We start from the raw sequence: 17,537 nt of genomic DNA, 5'->3' as shown, positions 1-17,537 counted from the left end.
TTCGCTCTCTACTAGGTGGGGTTTACACAGGTAGAGAGACAAAAGTGGCCCGCTACCTGATGCGGTGCGGGCCGTTTCGATCACAACAAAGGGGGCCCGCTAGTAGGGCCACCACCACTGTGCAATCGAAAAAGTCATGGGGCTACGGTAACACAGCGGGATTAGTTTTGGGAGCCAAATCCCGTTTTTCCTGTCAAAGCCGCCTCAATGAGGTGGAGGAATCGGGGCTTCATCTCGGGCAATTCTGCTACGGGGAACCATCGGACAGCGATGGATTCGTCGTCGTTGACCTGCGCAGTTGGAGAGTCTGGCTGCAGTGTACAGACGAAGGCGGTATCGGTGTAGGAGGTGACATCCCCATTGGGGTAATGCACGGGGCCGACGGCTTGCACCCAGAGCAGCCGATCGACGCGGATGTGCACGCCGGTTTCTTCTTCGGCCTCGCGCTGGGCTGTCTCGTGTGGTTCCTCGCGCGGATCGCAAATTCCGGTGACTGGAGTCCACTGTCCGTTATCTGAGCGCTGCACCAAGAGCACGTGGCCTTCGTGCAAAATGATCGCGGTGACCCCAGGGAGCCACAGTTCGGTGTGGCCGACCTTGGCACGCAGGTCGAGGATGAATTCGGGGGTCACTGCTGCTCCATCGCCTTGCGCAGTGCCGCCACATCAACCGCTGGCTTCTCGACGGCAGCATCCGTACCACAGTTGCAGTCCCCATCGCAGCCCTCGGTTTCCTTGTTAGCGGCGCCAAGAAGATGCGCCACCTTCGCGCCGTTGTTCGCACCAATTCCTGCGAGCACAGCAGCCAGGAAAGCAGCCACGGCCATCACTATGAGGGTGCCGATCCCAGTGCCACGCAGACCGGCGAGGCCACCGAAGCAGAGCGACACGCCAGCAAGGAACCACATTGGTCCCGCAGTAAGGTGTGCGGCGTCCCAGATTTCCTTGGATTGGCGCACTTCTGGGACCTTGAGTCCGATGACGCCGTTACCCGGCAGCTTCTTCGTCCACCCCAGTACGCCACTCACGATGGCGACGGCTGCGAGGACGAGGAGTAATACCGCGAAAATTGTCATGCTAAACATTCTAACTCTCGGCTGCCAGCAGCTATATTCAAGAGAGTTACATTTTACTAAGAAAGGTTACTCCGTGCAGAAACTAACCGGATCTCTGCTGTTTCGGGTGCTCATCGCTATCGTCTTGGGCGTCGTTTGCAGTTTCATTTTCCCAGATTGGCTCGCGCGCGTTTTTGTCACGTTTAACGGTCTATTTGGCAATTTCTTGGGCTTCTTTGTCCCAGTCCTGATCTTCGCTTTGATTACTCCGGCGATCGCCAGCCTGGGTAAGGGGGCCGGCAAGTGGCTCGGCATTACTACCGGCATTGCGTACGCCTCGACAATTCTTTCGGGATCCTTGGCCTTTGTCGTCGCGATCAGCGTCTACCCATGGTTGCTCAAAGGGCAGTCCATGGTGGAGGCTGCGGACATCGACGCCACTGCCCTATCGCCTTACTTTGAGGTCGAAATGCCGGCGCCAATGGAAGTCATGGCGGCGCTGCTACTCGCCTTTACCGTTGGCCTGGGGATGACGGCGGTTAAATCCGACACCCTCTTCGCTGCGGCGGATGAGCTGCAGGAAGTGATCATGAAGGTGATCGCGCGCTTTGTGATTCCGCTGTTGCCGGTGTTCATCTTCGGCATGTTCCTATCCATGGGAATGAACGGCAACTTGATGCTTACCCTGACCGCCTTCGGCAAGGTCCTCCTCCTGGCCACCATCATGACCTGGATTGTGCTGGTGCTGCAATTCATCGTGGCGGGCATCGTGTCCGGTCGCAATCCCTTCACTTCGCTGAAGAACATGCTTCCCGCTTATGGCACCGCGCTGGGTACCTCCTCCTCTGCTGCGACGATTCCAGTCACCTATGCTTCCGCTTTGAAGAACGGTGTCTCCGAGGCAGTGGCTGGCTTTGTGGTTCCACTGTGTGCCACCATTCACCTTTCTGGTTCGATGATGAAGATCGCCCTCTTCGCCTTCTCAATCATGTGGATGAACGGCATGGACATGCCACCCGCTCACATGCTGGGCTTCGTCTTCCTGCTGGGCATCATGATGATTGCTGCCCCTGGTGTTCCGGGTGGTGCGATCATGGCGGCCGTCGGTCTGCTGCAGTCCGATCTCGGCTTCGACGAGAGTCAAGTAGCGCTCATGATTGCTGCCTACATCGCCATCGATTCCTTCGGTACTGCATGTAACGTCACCGGCGACGGTGCCATCGCGATGATGGTGAACAAGTTCGCTGGCGGCAAGCTGTCCCGCGCCACCGCGTTGGAGGGCGAGGAAGAGCTTGTCGACGAGGTGTTTGGAAAGTAGCCTCTCGGCGAGCATGATTTCACGATCATGATTATGAGAGTAGGAGGTCTTCTACCCGCCTGGTAGCACTCTTGCGACTCGCAACATCATGATCCTGAAATCATGATCGTTGACCCCCTAAGAAACCGCTGCAGCTGGCCGTGAACGAACGGTGCTGGGGCGGTTTTTGCGTGCAGTAGCTAGTGACTATGCACGTGCGTGCCACCTAGGTGGTGCAGGAGTTCGTGGGCGCGGTCGTCGATAAGCAGGTAGCGCACTTGCCTACCCTCCTTGGACGGACGGATGATCCCGGCGGCTTCCATGTTTTTGAGCGCGGCGGAGGCGGTGGCGGTGCGCAGACCGGTGGCCTCGGCCAATTCGGAGACGGTGGCCGCGCCGGGACCCCGGTAGTGCATCCAGAGCAGCAGTTTGAGGCGCGAGGGATCCCCCAGAACCTTGAACAGCGGCGACCAATCATCAGCGAGGTTCAGTAGGTCTTGCATAAATCCATCATATCGGGCGGGGCATGTTTCACGTGAAACATTTGCTAGCGCAGCCCGGCGGCAAGGTACTCCAAAATTGCCTTTACCCTGCGATTTTCTTCGGTCGGATCGAGCCGGAGTTTCAGAAAGATATTGGCAACGTGTTTGCCTACCGTGGCGCCGGAGACGAACAGCGCGCTAGCGATGTCGGAATTGGAGAGGCCTTGGGACATGAGCTCGAGGACCTCTTTCTCGCGGGGAGTGAGCTCCCCCAGCCCGGATCGGCCAGCGGTCATGAGCGCTGCGGCCACTTCAGGGTCGATGACTGTGCCGCCACGGGCGACGATGTCTATCGAGCGGAGGAACTCGGCGACATCCGCCACGCGGTCCTTCAGCAGATAGCCCGTTCCGCCGACCGGCTGGCTGCCGAAAGAGAAGAGATCCACGGCGTAAGCCGGTGCCACGTACTGGGAGAGCACCATGAAGGGCAAGTGGGGGAACTCCGAGCGCAACTCGACGGCCGCGCGGAGGCCGTCATCGCCCATCGTGGGTGGCATCCGGACATCGGTGATGACGATGTCGGGCAATTCTGCGGAAGACCTGACAAGTTCCTTCAGTTCGGTTGCAGTGGCTACGCTCCCGACAATCTCGTGCTCACGTCGAGAGAGCAGGCCGGCTAGACCCTCACGTAGGAGCGCCGAATCGTCGGCGATAACAATTTTCATGGGTGTTCCAATCGATAGCCAGGCTGTCCGCGGTCCAAGAGCAAGGGGATGGCGGCAGCTACCTTCGTCGGACCGCCCACGGGTGAGCTGATGGTCAGAGTCGCATCGAAGGCCGCGAGGCGCTCGCGCATGCCGGCGAGGCCATGGCCGTCGATAAGCGTGGCACCGCCGGGGCCCTGGTCGACCACGGAGATGCGCAGCGACTCGTCTGAGGTGATCAGGACGCTGACTGGGGCCCTCGACGCATATTTGGCGGCATTGGTGAGGGCCTCGGTGGTGAAGAAATAGCCTGCGGCCAGCACGCTTGCTGATAGCTCCGGCAGCTCATGGGGAGCGTACACCGTTACGTGCGGGCCATAGCTGGTCGCGACATTGCTGAGCGCCGCGACGAGGCCGCGGTCAGTGAGTACCTGGGGCTGGATGCCACGCACCGTTTTGCGCAGTGCACTCAGCCCCTCCGCAACATCCGCCTTCGCCGCTGCAATGAGCTCAACCTGCGGGCCGGAAGCATCCAGTTGCGCCTCCCCCAGCTTGATCATCGCTGACACGAGGAACTGTTGTGCGCCATCGTGCAAGTCTCGTTCGATGCGCTGTCTTTCAATTTCATAAGCATCTGCCACCGCGCGTCGGGAGGCAGTCAGTTCAGCAATCCGCCGAGCAGAGACCTCCTCGGTAGGCTGGGACGCAGAAAACCACTTCACGCCGCCCACTCTAGACGAACCCAACCGCCCGGGGGGTAGGGCTGGCACTACCAAAAAGTGCAGGGTAAGGGCGGTGTTATGCTTCGGTGCACGACGGTGAAATAGGAAACATGGAACATTTACTTGCACTTCAAGACCTCACCAAGACCTTCGGCGGTGCCCATGTCCTCACCGGCATCAACCTGGGCATTGATGCCGGTGAAACCGTTGCCATCATGGGGCCCTCCGGCTCTGGCAAATCCACCCTGCTGCACTGCATGTCGGGGGTGCTGCGCCCGTCAACCGGTGCCGTGCTATTCGGCGGCCGCAACATCGCGCAGCTTAGCGACGCCGACCGCTCCGCCCTCCGGTTGAAGAAGTTCGGCTTTGTCTTTCAAGACGGCCAGCTGCTCCCCGAACTCACCGCCGCCGAGAACGTTGCGCTGCCAGCCCTATTGAATGGCACGCCACGACGTCAAGCCTTCTCGCAGGCGGTTGAGCTGCTGGATCAGCTAGGTTTGGGTGTCCTTGCAGATCGACGCCCAGCAAAAATGTCCGGTGGCCAGGCGCAACGCGTCGCCGTGGCCCGCGCGTTGGTGACTGCTCCGGATGTGATTTTCGCCGATGAACCGACCGGGGCACTGGATCAGACCACCGGGCACGAGATGATGCAGCTGCTCACCACGATGGTGCGGCAGCGCGGCACTACTCTGATCCTGGTCACACACGACGTGAAGGTCGCTGGTTGGCTAGAGCGACGCATCGAGATCCGCGATGGCATTATCCACGATGACCGCCTGATCGGAGGTTTGACGCGATGAACCCGCTGGCATTGTCCTGGAAGCTGCAAAAGGCATCGCTGCAGGCCCGATCCGGCACCGGCCTCGTAGCCTTCCTGGCCGTGTTTTCCTTGACCGTCTGTTCTTGGATCGCGTTCATCGTCGCTGGTGGTACCTGGATGTTCTACCAGCGCTCCTTGCATGCGCCGGAGTTGCCATTAGAAGTCCATGAGTTCCGCTCCACCGAGGACATGATGTTTACCTATTTGGCGCTCGCCTTCATTGCCTGCGCGTTTCTCTTCCCCGCGATCTTCTCGCTCACCTCCCAGGCCGCAGTGATGGGGGCCTCGGGGCGTGAACAACGCTTGGCTGCCCTCAGGCTGCTCGGTATGTCTTCCCGCCAGATCACCGCGATGACGGCCGCAGAAACAGGTTTGCAGGCCGTGGTAGGCATTGTGTTGGGCGGGTTGTTAGCGCTGCTGACCGCACCCCTCGGCAGCAAATTCACCTTCCACCTCAAACAGGTGGGCACTGCGGAACTCATCTTGCCGTGGTGGGGGTACCTTACGGTAGCCGTGATCTTATTGCTGCTTGCTTTGCTCTCTTCCTACGTGGGGATGCAGCGGGTCCGGGTATCCCCACTCGGTGTTGCCCGGAGAGAGATGCCGCGGGCTTTGCGCTGGTGGCGCCTGATCCTTGCCGTTGTTGTGCTGATCGCTGGAATCGCATGGATGAAGGTGCAGAATGTAAGTGCAGACGCCGAATTCTTGGTGTCCTTGTTCTTCGTCCTGTTCATCATGGTTAGCGTGCTGAACGTCGGTGTGCCCTTCCTCCTCCAACTGCTATTCCGCGTTTTCGGGCTGTTTCCCGGCACCAGCAACTTCGTTGCCACCCGCCGCGTAGCTACCGACGCGCGATCCGCTTGGCGACGCAGCGCAGCCACCGCCTTCTATGGCGTCCTGGTGGGCGTCCTGATCCTCTCCCCTAAGGGTCAGGACGACATATCGACTCTCTTCAAAGAAGAAGCGGACGTCGGGATGATGTTCGGTGACTTGAACACCGGCGTGATGATCACCGTGGTCATTGGCTTCATTATCGCCTCAGTATCCATAGTCCTAGGTCAAGCCGCGGAAGTATTCGAACGTGCCGACCTTTCCCGTGCGCTCGCTGATCTCGGCGTACCCCGGGGATTCCACTTCCGCATCGCGTTGGGCCAGGTCATGGCGCCGATCATGCTGGTAAGTCTGGTGGGATTTATGGTCGGTGCGGCCATTATGGTCGCGCTCTTCGGCGCCTCCGGGGACATGAACGTTCCCGCTCGCCTTCTCAACGCCTCGGTGTTCTTGCTCGCCGGATGGTCGCTCACCCTCCTCGCAATGCTTGCCGTTGAACCACTGCGCAGCCGCATGCTCGCGGACGGTGGCCGTCGGAACGACTAGACACTACTCCGCGAACAGCGCCTTGCCCTTCTGGGTGAGTTTCGCTTGCGTGAGGTCTTCGCGCGCCGGACCCCACACCCGCTCCCCCGTGCTCAGGTCAAACTGAGAATTGTGCTCGGGGCAGCGGGCTTTGCCGTTTTCAAAAATGTTCACCGTGCCGCCCTGATGCGGGCACTCCGAGCTATAGGCGATGAAGGTGCCCTTCTCCGGCTGCGCGATGATGAAGTTGCCCACTTCCACCGCGCTTCCCACCGGTACGTCTTTGATCTTGATGGCGTTCGCGGGCAGCGGTTCCTCTTGCGCACTGCAGGCCGCGAGCACCGCCCCGGCGAAGGTCGAAGCGGTCCCCAGCAGAAACAAGCGACGTGAGCAGGCCATGGCCTTATTATGGGTCGGCCGGAGGGTTCTTGCAGTGCGGGCGCCTATCGACGTCGATAAGCGGCGAAGCCTAAGCGAACAAGTCCGCCCGAGCCTGTTCCAGCGCGGTACGGTACTCCGCAACGTTCCGCAGCTTAATCTCGCCGAAGCCGCGCACCATATCTGGTAGCGATGCGGCAGCGGTGGCGCGGGTGAGCCAGTCCAGATCCACGCCTCGTTCCATGTGGGCGATGAGCTCGTCCACGAAGGCCTCGTAGTCCGTGATCAATTCTCGCTCGATGCGACGCTCCTCCGTCATACCGAAGATGTCGAGTGGGGTGCCGCGCAGGCGCTTAGCCTGGGCCAGGCCCTTCAACGCCGGGCGTGCCCACGGGCCAAGGGTGATCTTCTTGTTCATGCCCATTGCGCGCAAGATCGGCGGATGCAGTTTGATGTTTACGCGGGCTTCCGGCCCGAAGTCGGCCTCGATGTCATTGGTGACCGTCGGGTCGGTGGCCAAGCGTGCGACCTCGTACTCGTCCTTGTAAGCCAAGAGTTTGTACAGGTAGCGGGCCACGGACTCTGCCAGCATCGTGGTGCCCAGACCGGTGGCTTCTTCGGCACGGTGCATGGCCTCGACGCGGGTCGTGTATCGACGGGCATAGGCGGTGTCCTGGTACTCCGTGAGCTCCAAGGTGCGCAGATTCATGATGTCGGAGAGGGTGTGCGTCGGTTGCGGCTTCTCCTCGGGGCGCATCGCTGCGAGGGTGCTGCTGAGTGCCGCAGGATCTGCTACCGCCTGGCGGCCACGGCGGAAGGACTGCAGATTGCGCTCAACTGCGACGCCATTGAGCTCGATGGCCTGCTCGATCGCAGCCGCGGAGATGGGCAGCGATCCGGTCTGGTAGGCCGCGCCTACGAGCAGCATGTTTGCCGTGTTGGAATCGCCGAAGAGCTCCTCCGTGAGGGCGACCGGGTTGAGCTGGACCAGGCGCTTGGTTGTTTCTCCGATGCGGGAGGCGATGTCATCAAGGTGTGGGTACGCCTTCTTGGTGTCCTTGACCATTTCTCCGGTAGGGACCTTCGCCGTGGAGAGCACGGCCACACTGCGCTCCGGGGAGGTCACCTTGAGGTTGATGCTGTCTGCGCCCACGAGACCGTCGGCGCACAGGTAGAGGTCAGCTTCGCCTGCACCGACCTTGGAGGCCTGCGCCGTCGGGTGTTGGGAGAGCTTCACGTCGGAGACAACGGCGCCACCCTTTTGCGCGAGGCCTGTCATGTCCACGGTGCGGGCAGAGAGGCCGTCGATAACCGCGGCGGTGGCCAGCACGGCAGACACCGTGACGACGCCCGTGCCACCGATGCCGGTGATGCGCAGGCCGTAGCTGTCGATGCGATCCAAGGACACTTCCATCTCCGGTTCCGGAAGCTCGGAGCTGGAGATTTCAGGGGCGCTGATGCGCTTGACGCTGTTGAGGCCCTGCTTGCGCTCCCCCGCGTTCGGGATATCCACAGTCATGAAGGAGGGGCAATCGCCCTCGATGCAGGAGAAGTCGAGGTTACAGGTGGATTGGTCGATGCGGGTCTTGCGGCCAAACTCGGTCTCCACCGGGTGCACGGAAAGGCAGTTGGACTTATCGCCACAGTCGCCACAGCCTTCGCAGATGCGCTCGTTGATCACCACGCGCTTGTTTGGAGTAGGGAACTCGCCGCGCTTACGCTTGCGGCGCTTCTCTGCGGCGCAATGCTGGTCATGCACCAACACCGTGACGCCAGGGACCGCGGCGAGTTCCCGCTGGACGTCGATAAGCTCATCGCGGGAGCGCACCTGGATGCCGGCTGGAACGCGCTTCTTTGTGCCACGGACATCATCGGTGGTGACCACGATGCGGGCCACCTTCTCCGCCTGCAGCAGTGTGAGCGTCTCGGTGAGGGACTTACCACCAACGGGGTCCTGGCCACCGGTCATGGCCACCGTGCCGTTGAAGAGCAGCTTGTAGGTGATGTTCACCCCCGCCGCTACTGCCGCGCGGACAGCCAAGGAACCGGAGTGGTCGAAGGTGCCGTCGCCCAAATTCTGCACAAAGTGCTTTTCCTTCACAAACGGCGCCATTCCGATCCATTGGGTGCCCTCGCCACCCATCTGGGTGACGCCGATGACGTTGCCAACCTGCGCTTCTGGCTGCAACAGCACCATTGCGTGGCAGCCGATTCCGGCACCCACCAGTGAGTTCTCCGCGACCTTGGTGGAGGAGTTGTGGGGGCAGCCGGAGCAGAAGTACGGGGTGCGCTGCGCGAGCGGCAGGGAGATGCGGGTGCGCGTGGTTTCTCGGGATTCCAGCCAGCGCTCGGCCGCTTCGATGCGGTGCACCTTGCCGAGGCGATGCGCGAGCCCCTGGGTTACGGAGTCAATATCTAGCTCGCCGAAGCGGGAGAACAAGGTGGAGCCATCCTCGTTGGACTTGCCACGGATCGCCGGGGTGTGAGGGTGATCGTAGAGGATCTCGCGGATCATCGTTTCGATGAAGTCACGCTTCTCCTCCACCACGATGACCTCATCCAGACCCTCAATGAACTCGTAGAGAACCGTGCGCTCCATCGGGTACACCATGCCGAGCTTGAGCAGGCGGATGCCGCGGCGGTTCAGCTCATCTTCATCGATACCCATGCGCGAGAGCGCGGAGCGAACGTCGTTGTAGGTTTTACCTGCGGCGATGATGCCGATGCGGTCATCTCCGGTTCTCACCTCGATCTTGTTCAAGCCGTTCAGGCGTGCGTACTCGAGGGCGCGCGGCAAACGTACGTTGAGCTGGCTCTTCTCCAGGTCCATGAGGTTTTTTCCGAGCAGACGGCCACTCGGGATGTGCGGGCTTTCGCCCAGGTCACCAAACACCGGCGTGATGCGTTCTGGGGACACCTCGGCTGTTGAGGAACCATCGGCGACGTGCGCGGAAATCTTCAAAGAGGTCCACAGGCCGGAGGTACGAGACATGATTGCCGCGTGGACGCCAAGGTCAAGGATGTCTTGGGAGTCCGCCGGGTAGAGGATCGGCATGTAGAGGTCTGCGAGTTCCATTTCGGAAGCGCAGGGAACGGTGGAGGACTTCGCGCCGGGGTCGTCGCCAACGATGGCCACGGCCCCACCGGTTTTGCTGGTGCCGATCATGTTGGCGTGGCGCAGGGCGTCGGAGGCGCGGTCGAGGCCCGGGGCCTTGCCGTACCAGTAGCCGGTGACACCGTCGAGAGGCTTAATCACCTGCGCGATTTGGGAGCCCATGACCGAGGTGGCACCGATTTCCTCGTTGAGCGCTGGCTGGTGGACCACGTCATACGGCTCCAAGAAGCGGCGAGCCTTGCCCGCGAGTTCGAGGTCGTAGCCAGCCAGGGGTGAGCCTTCGTAGCCGGAGATGAAGGATCCGGTCTTGAGGCCGAGCCTACGGTCGAGCACAGCGCGGTCTCGGACCATGCGAGCCAGCGCAGAGATGCCGGAAAGAAAGACAGTTCCCTCTTCGCGGGTGTAGCGGTCTTCCAGTGAAAAGCCGCGGGCTGAGCGGCTGTGGTCAATAACGGAGGTCATGGTGCACCAATCCTTGCGTGTCGTTGCTCATGGGTGGAGCTCGGGTCAAGACAGTGACGGTGGTCACTAATGTGCTTGCACTGTAGCGCAGAACTGTGACCCAGACCATAGAATTTTGGGGATATTTTTGGAGGTTCCATTCCAGCCGATTTGCTAACTTTTCTGCTTCCGAGCAGTGCTTATCGACGACCACGGTTTTGTCCCACCGCTGCTGCGCGATGGCGCTTTGCTGGCTTAACTTGTAGAACAAAGATTTTTCGGGTGCGTGGGCAATAGTCCTCTAGTACTAGGCGCGCTGAGGAAGTTTTCGAGTATGACATTCTGGACAACATGAGAATGAAAGCGTGGAGGTGACCGAAGCATTGCGTGTCCTGCGAAATGTCCGAATCGGTGACGACTTCCTGGCAGGCATTGCCGTGTTGCTCAGCATTCTGATGCTGCTGAGTGCCTTGTCCAGCGGCGAGCCCAGCGATTGGCGCTACTTCGCTCTCAGCATCGGCTTTGTGATTACGCTGCTGTTCAATCGCGCATATGCACGCCTGGCTGGCTTTGGTTCCCTCGCTTTACTCACCGCATGGCAGCTGAACTGGGTCTCGCAACTGCCAGAAAATTCTGGATACGCGCCCTACCTGGCGGTCGCGCCCTTGGCCATCTACAACATCACTCGCTATTCCGGTTTGCGGTGGGGAAGAATCGCTGGCGTGTGGTGTGCCCTCGGGTCACTGATCTCGCCCTTTAGCTTCACGATGGTCGACGGCAATTGGGTGTACCCAGATCGGTGGGAATTGCTGCAAAGCCTGGCATTTCATTGGTTCGCCATCTTTGGGGTGTACATGTGGGCGGCGCGAGCGCGCGCGCAAGGGATTCGGGTACAGCGAGAACGAGAGCAAGACCTGCTCGCTGCACGGCAACGGGAGCACAATGACATCGCCCGTGAGATTCATGATGTGCTAGCGCATAGTCTGACCCTCATGAATGTGCAGGCCAATGCTGGTCTCATCGCGGGAAAGCAGGATAACCAGGCAGCATTGGCAGCGCTGACATCAATTAAGGAGACGAGTGCAGAGTCCTTAGCTGAGGTCAGAGCTATGATCGGATCTCTACGCGACGTAGAAATTGGCAATAAGGTTTGGGCAAGCCCGGAAGGGTTTGTCAGCGAAAGCCGGGGTGTCATCGAAGATTTTCGTTCAACCGGGATCAACGTAGTACTCGCGCCGAAGGATGTGCTTCCGGAGGTTCAGGGATTGCCTCCACGGATCCTCTTAGCCCTACACCGGGTGCTGGTGGAAGGACTGACTAATGTGCTCCGGCATCAGGGTTCGGAGAGCACAGTAATGGTGAAGATCCTGCGGAACCCGAAGGCAATCAGCCTGAACGTCCTGAGTACCGGTGCGTATACCGCTACCCAGGAAGGAAGCGGGACTGGTTTGGTTGGACTGCAAGAAAGACTGAAGTCCCTGGGAGGACAGCTCAGCGCTACCCCTAGCGGAAGCAATTCCTTTAAGCTCCAGGCGGTGATTCCCCTTGTTAGCAACTAGGCCAATCCGAGTGCTGCTTGCGGATGACCAGCCACTACTGCTCTCTGCGTTGAGCACAATCTTGAATTCTGAGCCTGACATTGAGGTCGTCGCTAAGGCAAAAGACGGGGCAGATGCCGTGCGCCAAGCTGCGCACAGGGTTGTCGACGTCGTGGTTATGGACGTCGCAATGCCAGTGCTCGATGGCATCTCCGCAGCGCAAGAAATCTTGGCTATGCCGCACCCGCCGAAGGTGTTAATGCTGACCACTTTCAACGTAGAAGACAACATTCTGAGCGCTATCAACAGTGGTGTACAGGGCTTCTTGTTGAAGGATTCCGAACCGGAGGTACTTTTCGAGGCCGTCCGTTGCGTAAGTAGCGGGAAAGCGTACTTGGATCCGAGCGTAACACCCCGTGTCCTCGCGGCCCTGAGAAAGTCCCCCACTCCGGCAGGTGACTTCAGTGAACTCCCCATCTCGGTACGGGAAAAGGAAGTACTGAAACTGGTTGCGCAAGGCAAGAACAATCAAGAGATATCCGAAGAACTGCGCATCAGCTTGTCGACGACAAAGTCCCATGTCTCCAGTCTCTTGGACAAATTGCAGGCACGAGATCGCGTGGCACTTGTAGTGGCAGCATTTCGAATGAAGCTAGTCGACTAAGTTCTGCTACCCCATAAGGGGTTGAACTGTGGGCCGGTTGAGATCGGAAGAAATGGTCTCTAGCTGGATGTTTCTGTTAGCAGTGCCCTGTCAGACTTGCAGCATGGAATATTCACTAGAAGTTGATCGGATCAACGTGAAGCTGGGTGGTCAACCCATCTTGGAAGACTTTTCAATGTGCCTGCAGCCGGGACGCATCCATGCGCTTTTAGGCCGAAACGGTGCGGGCAAGTCCACCGCCTTTCGCGCGATACTGGGACTGATCGAACTGCAAGCCGGAGAGGTAAGAGTTCTGGGTGAGAGGTTCAAAAGACACTCACTGCGTCACATCGGTGCTTCCGTTAACGGGCCTGCCTTGTATGGTCACCTCAGCGCCACTGACAATGTGCGTATTCATGCACTTTCCTTGGGGTTGCCGAAGGCAGAGGTTGATCGTGTTCTCGATGCCGTGGGTCTCAGCGGAGCAGGTAAGAAGAAGGCAAAGAACTTCTCCACTGGTATGAAGGCACGCCTTGCTTTGGCAATCGCGCTGCTGGGGGACCCGAAGATTCTGATGCTCGACGAGCCACAGAACGGCCTGGACCCGCAAGGGATCGTGGATCTTCGCCACATGTTGCAGAGCTGGGCAGAACATGGTGGCACTGTCCTCGTTAGCTCACATCAGCTGGGTGAAATCACGCATCTTGCCCAAGATCTCACGGTGCTGCACTTGGGAAAGACTGCGTACACCGGGGCGCTTTCGGATTTCGCGCCTTCCGGGCAATTGGAGCAGAAGTTCCTGGAAACAACGATGAAAGGGACGCGGTAGTGCATCTGTTGCGAGCGGAGGTGCTCCGCGTGAAAGGTTCGGCACTCGCCTACTATCCCCTGCTTGCTGTGCCGATTGCATTGCTCAGTGGGCTTTTTGGAAGTGCAGTTGCCAGCGAAAACCTGCTGTACTGGCAGGCGTTGTTCGTGACCGGAATGATGGTTCCCATTGTCGGCCTAGCTGCGGGAATCGCAGAAACCAGAGAAATAAAGGCGAGATCGGGTGGAATGGAAACACGCAGTACCTCCCTGAAGATGCTGCGACTGTGCCGCTTCATCGTGTGCACTGTGGTGGTCGTGTGCCTGATCCTGGTCAATTTTGGCATCACCTATGCCATGACCGGAGCTAGTGATGCGGCATTAGCGGCACTCTTAGCCGCGATTGCCACACCGGGACTAGTGGGGATCCTGCAATGGGTCGCACGCGGTACAGGGACAGTGTTCGCGGTTCTGTTCGGTTTTGTGTGGCAGATAGGCGGCGTAACTTTAGCGGAGAACAGCAACTGGTTCCTGTATCCCCCAGCGTGGCAAGTACGGATTCTGCTCCCCACCATCAGCATCCATTCCAATGCAGTTCCTTTGGTGGCGGGAGAACCCCTGCTCACAGAATCCCCCTGGTTGGCGATCCTCCTCAACCTAGTCTTGGGAATTTTCGGGGCGTGGCTGGCCATCCAGTCCCCACTTCGTCTCCGGCGAAAAGCACCGCGAGCAGAACAACAGCACCTGCAAAGCCCTGAGCTGACCCGTGCGCTCTCCGATCGGCAACCGCAATCTGTCTTGGTTCTGCTGTGGGTCCTCACAAGACTGCTTTTCACCACTGCGACCGGATGGTGCGTCGCGTTGTCGCTCGGAATGATCGCTCTAATTGCGTTGATCTACCCGCCGAACTACCTGGTTGCCTTCTACTCGCTGGGCCTACTACCGGTAGGTGCAGGAGTCTTAGCGGTCTTGGTGTGGTCGGTGCTGCGCCCAACGTGGAGCTTGTCGGTTGTGGAGACACCCGTACTCCGAAGTGCGGTGTTGCTATGGCAGAGCGCGGTGGTGGCGATACTGAGCTTAGTGACGGCAAGTCTGGTTGATCATTCCTGGCAGCGATTCATCTTGTGGACCCTAACTGGCATCCTGATGATGCTCAGCGCGCAAACGCTCCAGCTTTATTGGGGTGTCACTGTATCGCTCGGGGCTGTTGTGGTGTGGACTATTTTCTCGCTTACGCTGGGCGGCGATGTCCTCGCAGACACCCTGTTATGGTTCCCGGCGCTGCCTAGCTGGGGAATGACTGCGGTCGTTGGAACTAGGTTCCCCATCGCCGTCGTGACGTGTGTGCTGCTGATCGGGATCGAGCTCTTGGTGTCTCGCCGCGCTATTAGGCATGTGGAACGAACATGGTAGGCCTTGGCATCCCTGCAAAACGGTTCAGATTGCCACGCTGGTTGAAAAACATTTGCAACTATGGGTAATAGTGACATATGAATGGCAGTAGGATGGCTGCTTGTCTATCCGCATCGGGAGGCGAAAAAGATGAACCCTGGTTACCAAGAGATACTGATATTACTGGCTTTCGCAATCGTAGCCATTGCACTCATAACATTCGTTGTCCTGTTTCTGAAGAAGCTTATGAAGACTATGGACAGTGTCATCGAAAGCAACGATAAAGACAGCAGCACTACTGGTGGAACCAGCTGATCCCACCTGCTCGGTTATTAACCTTCCTTGTGTAGAGCTGGGATTATCGAGCAAGTTGTGGCGACGATGCCAAACAGTATCCACAGCCCGGCGGGCATCGACGGCAACAGTGGCAGAACACGGCCAGTAGTGCTGAATGCTCCGACGCAGGAATACCACGAGACTGCGATGACGGCCGCTACTAAGGCGTTGAAGAAGGCAAAAGCAAAGGTCCATACCCTTGTTGCAGTTTGCTGCGTCGAATTCAACCCGAGGACATGCAGGGGCTCAAAGAAGCGACGCAGCTGCTTCTTTCTGCTCATGAATATGACCATGATGATTACTGACAACGTCAATAGCGTGTAGGCGAAGAGCGGAATGAACTCCGTGGTCCCTGTGCCATGCGGGCCGTAGAGTAAGGCTGTGTCTGCATGCTGTGCCCACTGGTTGGCGGGTAGCAGTTCGAGCTTTTGATCCGCAATTTGTGGGATGTTGGGATTGTTTACTGTGGCAATGACGATGCCTCCCCTGGGTGCACGTACTTCTTCTGTGAAACCACGAAAGAGCGTCATGGTATCCGAGTTGAAGTATGACCGCTCGTCCTCCGGGACTGGGTTGTCGCCTTTGAGCTCGGCCAATACAGCGGGTGGTTCTGCTGCTAGAACGTAATCGTTCGGATGCTCTACGAATTCCACACCGGCATCGCTTACTTGGGCGGGCACCCACCATGCGATTCCCCGGCAATCCTCGGCGAGTTCTTCGCACACGCGGCGGGCTTCTGGCTCGGAGAGCAAACTGCCTTCCTGTGGTGCTAGGACAGGTACGGAGCTTAGCTCGGAAGCGCTGTAGTTCTTTGCGCCGAAGGCTGACACGTTATTCCACATGTATGCGCTCAGCGGTAGTGAAATCAGGATTGATATCAGACCGACTGTCGCTAGCGAACCAGTTTTGTGCATGGATCGAGCGGCGATGGCTGCCGGCGTCCACCGGTAGATCGATACAACTGTGCGGGGAAAGGCTTGAGACCAGAAGCGGGCGATGTACGGAGAAAGAGTAAAAGCCAAGAAGGGCAAAGTAATGAGGAATGTGCTCACTGTCAGTCCGTGACTCGGGCGCAGTAGGAGCCAGATTCCTAGCAGTATGTTCACTAGTGCTGCGCATTTTCCCAGTATCGCGAACAGAGTGTGGCGAGCCGTTCGCGGTTGGGGTCGTTGTGGATTCAGCACAGTGTGCAAGGTTTTAGTTGTCTTTAGAGCGCCAAGTGCATAGAGCAAAATGGTTACACCTAATGTGGTGGGCAAGACGCTGATGAATGAACCCCAGCGTTGGGGGAAGTCCACGGGTATTCCGATAAACAGAATCCCGATGAGGAGTTTAAGCACAGCTAGGCCAAGGATCGCGCCAAACACTGCAGCAATGAGCGCGAGCACTAGTGCCTGAAGCCAGACCTCCCGTTTGAGTTTGCTACGGGGAACTCCGAGGAGGTGGAAATGCCTTAAGGCTTCGGCATGATCCTTAAGGAAGGAAGAGTGTGCCATCGAGGTTCCGATGATGGCGGGAATGACGGCGATGATTGCGGCGTAGGTCATGCCCTGTCTAAACGGGGCGCCTCCCCCTGAGGAGTAGGCGACGTAGAGTAATGATCCGATCAGGGCACCTACTAGCGCGGTTGCTCCGGTGATGAAGATCAGCTGCGGGGTGTACTTTTCTTTCAGTTCTTTTCGGTAGGCCGTGACCCAGTGGTGTTCCCGCGCCATTACGCGACTCCTTGCAGTCGGATGAGCGGTGCCGCGGTACCGCCAAACATGGGGGTGTGCGAGCAGTAGAGAATGATTGCACCTTGTTGGGCATGTGCGCTGAGAAGAGCTTCGACTCGGGCTTGGCTTTCAGGGTCGAGGGCGCTGACCGGCTCGTCGAGAATGATGAGTTCGGGTTTGCCGATCAGTGCTTGGGCAAGTCCGACTCGTTGGCGCTGTCCTCCGGAAAGGTCATCGGGAGTTGTATGCGCGAACTCTGCCAGCCCCAGCCTTTTGAGCAGATCAATGGTGTTGCTCTCATTGCACGGCGTCCCGGATACTTCGGCTGCGAGCTGGAGATTTTCTGCGCAAGTGAGGCTGCTGAGTAGGGAAGCCTCCTGTGGTGCGTAGCCCGTATGCTGGGCCCGCCACTGGGAGAGCTTCTTGCTGCTCCATTTGTTTCGGTTCTGCTTGTCCAACCAAATGCTGCCTGAGCTGGCGGTATCCAAGCCGGCGATGATGCGCAGGAGCGTGGATTTGCCGCTGCCGGAAGGCCCTTGAATTTCGTAAATGTCTGGGCGCTGCAGTTCTAAGGAAATGTTGTTAAATACAAACGGTCCGCGCCGAGAGTATCGGAAGCCTAGGTCCTTCAATTGGAGTAGCAAGTTTAGGTGCTCCTTCGCCGTTGAAATTTCTGAAGCAAAGCTTACCTAATCTGCTGATTCCGGTTTTCAAATATGAGGGGTCGCTACTGAACC

16 protein-coding genes are annotated in these 17,537 nt (G+C 58.6%); 7 read left to right on the top strand and 9 right to left on the bottom strand.

Going from position 1 to position 17,537, the window contains the following annotated elements:
* Window positions 1–161 precede the first annotated feature (161 nt).
* A complete protein-coding gene (locus WG936_RS09460; RefSeq protein ID WP_339572774.1) occupies window positions 162–632 on the bottom strand; it encodes an NUDIX hydrolase in 471 nt (156 codons plus the stop codon).
* Window positions 629–1,075, bottom strand: coding sequence for an SdpI family protein (locus tag WG936_RS09455; RefSeq protein WP_339572773.1), 447 nt, complete (start codon window positions 1,073–1,075; stop codon window positions 629–631). Before WG936_RS09455 ends, WG936_RS09460 begins: the two co-directional genes overlap by 4 nt.
* A 73-nt stretch (window positions 1,076–1,148) precedes the next feature.
* On the opposite strand from WG936_RS09455, the gene WG936_RS09450 reads away from it, so the two are divergent.
* Entirely contained in the window at window positions 1,149–2,372 is a 1,224-nt protein-coding gene (locus WG936_RS09450; RefSeq protein ID WP_339572772.1) for a dicarboxylate/amino acid:cation symporter, read from the top strand.
* Window positions 2,373–2,551: 179 nt separating this feature from the next.
* Here the strand turns inward: WG936_RS09450 and WG936_RS09445 are convergent, their stop codons facing one another.
* Genes WG936_RS09445 through WG936_RS09435 form a run of 3 tightly spaced genes read right to left on the bottom strand, consistent with a single transcriptional unit; the run spans window position 2,552 to window position 4,259 of the window.
* Window positions 2,552–2,854 carry an ArsR/SmtB family transcription factor gene (locus WG936_RS09445; protein ID WP_339564812.1) on the bottom strand — a complete coding sequence of 101 codons (303 nt, stop codon included), beginning with the start codon at window positions 2,852–2,854 and terminating at the stop codon, window positions 2,552–2,554.
* Between the two features lie 44 nt (window positions 2,855–2,898).
* Window positions 2,899–3,558 carry a response regulator transcription factor gene (locus tag WG936_RS09440; RefSeq protein ID WP_339564813.1) on the bottom strand — a complete coding sequence of 220 codons (660 nt, stop codon included), beginning with the start codon at window positions 3,556–3,558 and terminating at the stop codon, window positions 2,899–2,901.
* On the bottom strand, window positions 3,555–4,259 hold the full coding sequence (locus WG936_RS09435; RefSeq protein WP_339572771.1) for a sensor histidine kinase: 705 nt from the start codon (window positions 4,257–4,259) through the stop codon (window positions 3,555–3,557). The genes WG936_RS09440 and WG936_RS09435 overlap by 4 nt, the downstream gene beginning before the upstream one ends.
* A 110-nt stretch (window positions 4,260–4,369) precedes the next feature.
* Between WG936_RS09435 and WG936_RS09430 the strand changes: the two genes are divergently transcribed.
* The gene (locus tag WG936_RS09430; protein ID WP_339564815.1) at window positions 4,370–5,059 is read left to right on the top strand and encodes an ABC transporter ATP-binding protein; all 690 of its coding nucleotides are present in this window, start codon (window positions 4,370–4,372) and stop codon (window positions 5,057–5,059) included.
* Complete coding sequence (locus tag WG936_RS09425) at window positions 5,056–6,456, top strand: FtsX-like permease family protein (RefSeq protein ID WP_339572770.1); 1,401 nt, start codon at window positions 5,056–5,058, stop codon at window positions 6,454–6,456. Before WG936_RS09430 ends, WG936_RS09425 begins: the two co-directional genes overlap by 4 nt.
* A 3-nt stretch (window positions 6,457–6,459) precedes the next feature.
* On the opposite strand, the gene WG936_RS09420 is transcribed toward WG936_RS09425, so the two are convergent.
* Both WG936_RS09420 and WG936_RS09415 read right to left on the bottom strand, forming a co-directional pair.
* A complete protein-coding gene (locus WG936_RS09420) occupies window positions 6,460–6,834 on the bottom strand; it encodes a Rieske (2Fe-2S) protein (protein WP_339572769.1) in 375 nt (124 codons plus the stop codon).
* Between the two features lie 70 nt (window positions 6,835–6,904).
* Window positions 6,905–10,390, bottom strand: coding sequence for an indolepyruvate ferredoxin oxidoreductase family protein (locus WG936_RS09415; RefSeq protein ID WP_339572768.1), 3,486 nt, complete (start codon window positions 10,388–10,390; stop codon window positions 6,905–6,907).
* A gap of 344 nt (window positions 10,391–10,734) precedes the next feature.
* Here WG936_RS09415 and WG936_RS09410 point away from each other — a divergent pair, with 344 nt between their 5' ends.
* The 4 genes from WG936_RS09410 to WG936_RS09395 all read left to right on the top strand — a co-directional run bounded on the left by WG936_RS09410 (window position 10,735) and on the right by WG936_RS09395 (window position 14,770).
* Window positions 10,735–11,928, top strand: a complete 1,194-nt coding sequence (locus tag WG936_RS09410) for a sensor histidine kinase (protein ID WP_339572767.1) — start codon at window positions 10,735–10,737, stop codon at window positions 11,926–11,928.
* Window positions 11,915–12,571: a response regulator transcription factor gene (locus WG936_RS09405; protein ID WP_339564820.1), complete on the top strand. Its 657-nt coding sequence runs from the start codon at window positions 11,915–11,917 to the stop codon at window positions 12,569–12,571. Before WG936_RS09410 ends, WG936_RS09405 begins: the two co-directional genes overlap by 14 nt.
* Window positions 12,572–12,674: 103 nt before the next feature.
* Window positions 12,675–13,379: an ATP-binding cassette domain-containing protein gene (locus tag WG936_RS09400; RefSeq protein ID WP_339564821.1), complete on the top strand. Its 705-nt coding sequence runs from the start codon at window positions 12,675–12,677 to the stop codon at window positions 13,377–13,379.
* Window positions 13,379–14,770 carry a hypothetical protein gene (locus tag WG936_RS09395; RefSeq protein ID WP_339572766.1) on the top strand — a complete coding sequence of 464 codons (1,392 nt, stop codon included), beginning with the start codon at window positions 13,379–13,381 and terminating at the stop codon, window positions 14,768–14,770. The genes WG936_RS09400 and WG936_RS09395 overlap by 1 nt, the downstream gene beginning before the upstream one ends.
* Before the next feature lie 311 nt (window positions 14,771–15,081).
* Here the strand turns inward: WG936_RS09395 and WG936_RS09390 are convergent, their stop codons facing one another.
* Window positions 15,082–16,800 carry an FtsX-like permease family protein gene (locus WG936_RS09390; protein ID WP_339572765.1) on the bottom strand — a complete coding sequence of 573 codons (1,719 nt, stop codon included), beginning with the start codon at window positions 16,798–16,800 and terminating at the stop codon, window positions 15,082–15,084.
* Complete coding sequence (gene ccmA, locus WG936_RS09385) at window positions 16,800–17,444, bottom strand: heme ABC exporter ATP-binding protein CcmA (protein WP_339572764.1); 645 nt, start codon at window positions 17,442–17,444, stop codon at window positions 16,800–16,802. The genes WG936_RS09390 and ccmA overlap by 1 nt, the downstream gene beginning before the upstream one ends.
* Window positions 17,445–17,537: the final 93 nt, after the last annotated feature.

It is taken from the genome of Corynebacterium sp. H127 (assembly GCF_037482665.1).
In the GTDB taxonomy this organism is placed as follows: Bacteria; Actinomycetota; Actinomycetes; order Mycobacteriales; family Mycobacteriaceae; genus Corynebacterium.
Note: the sequence above shows the minus strand (reverse complement) of the source record. Positions and strands in the feature narration are given on the sequence as shown.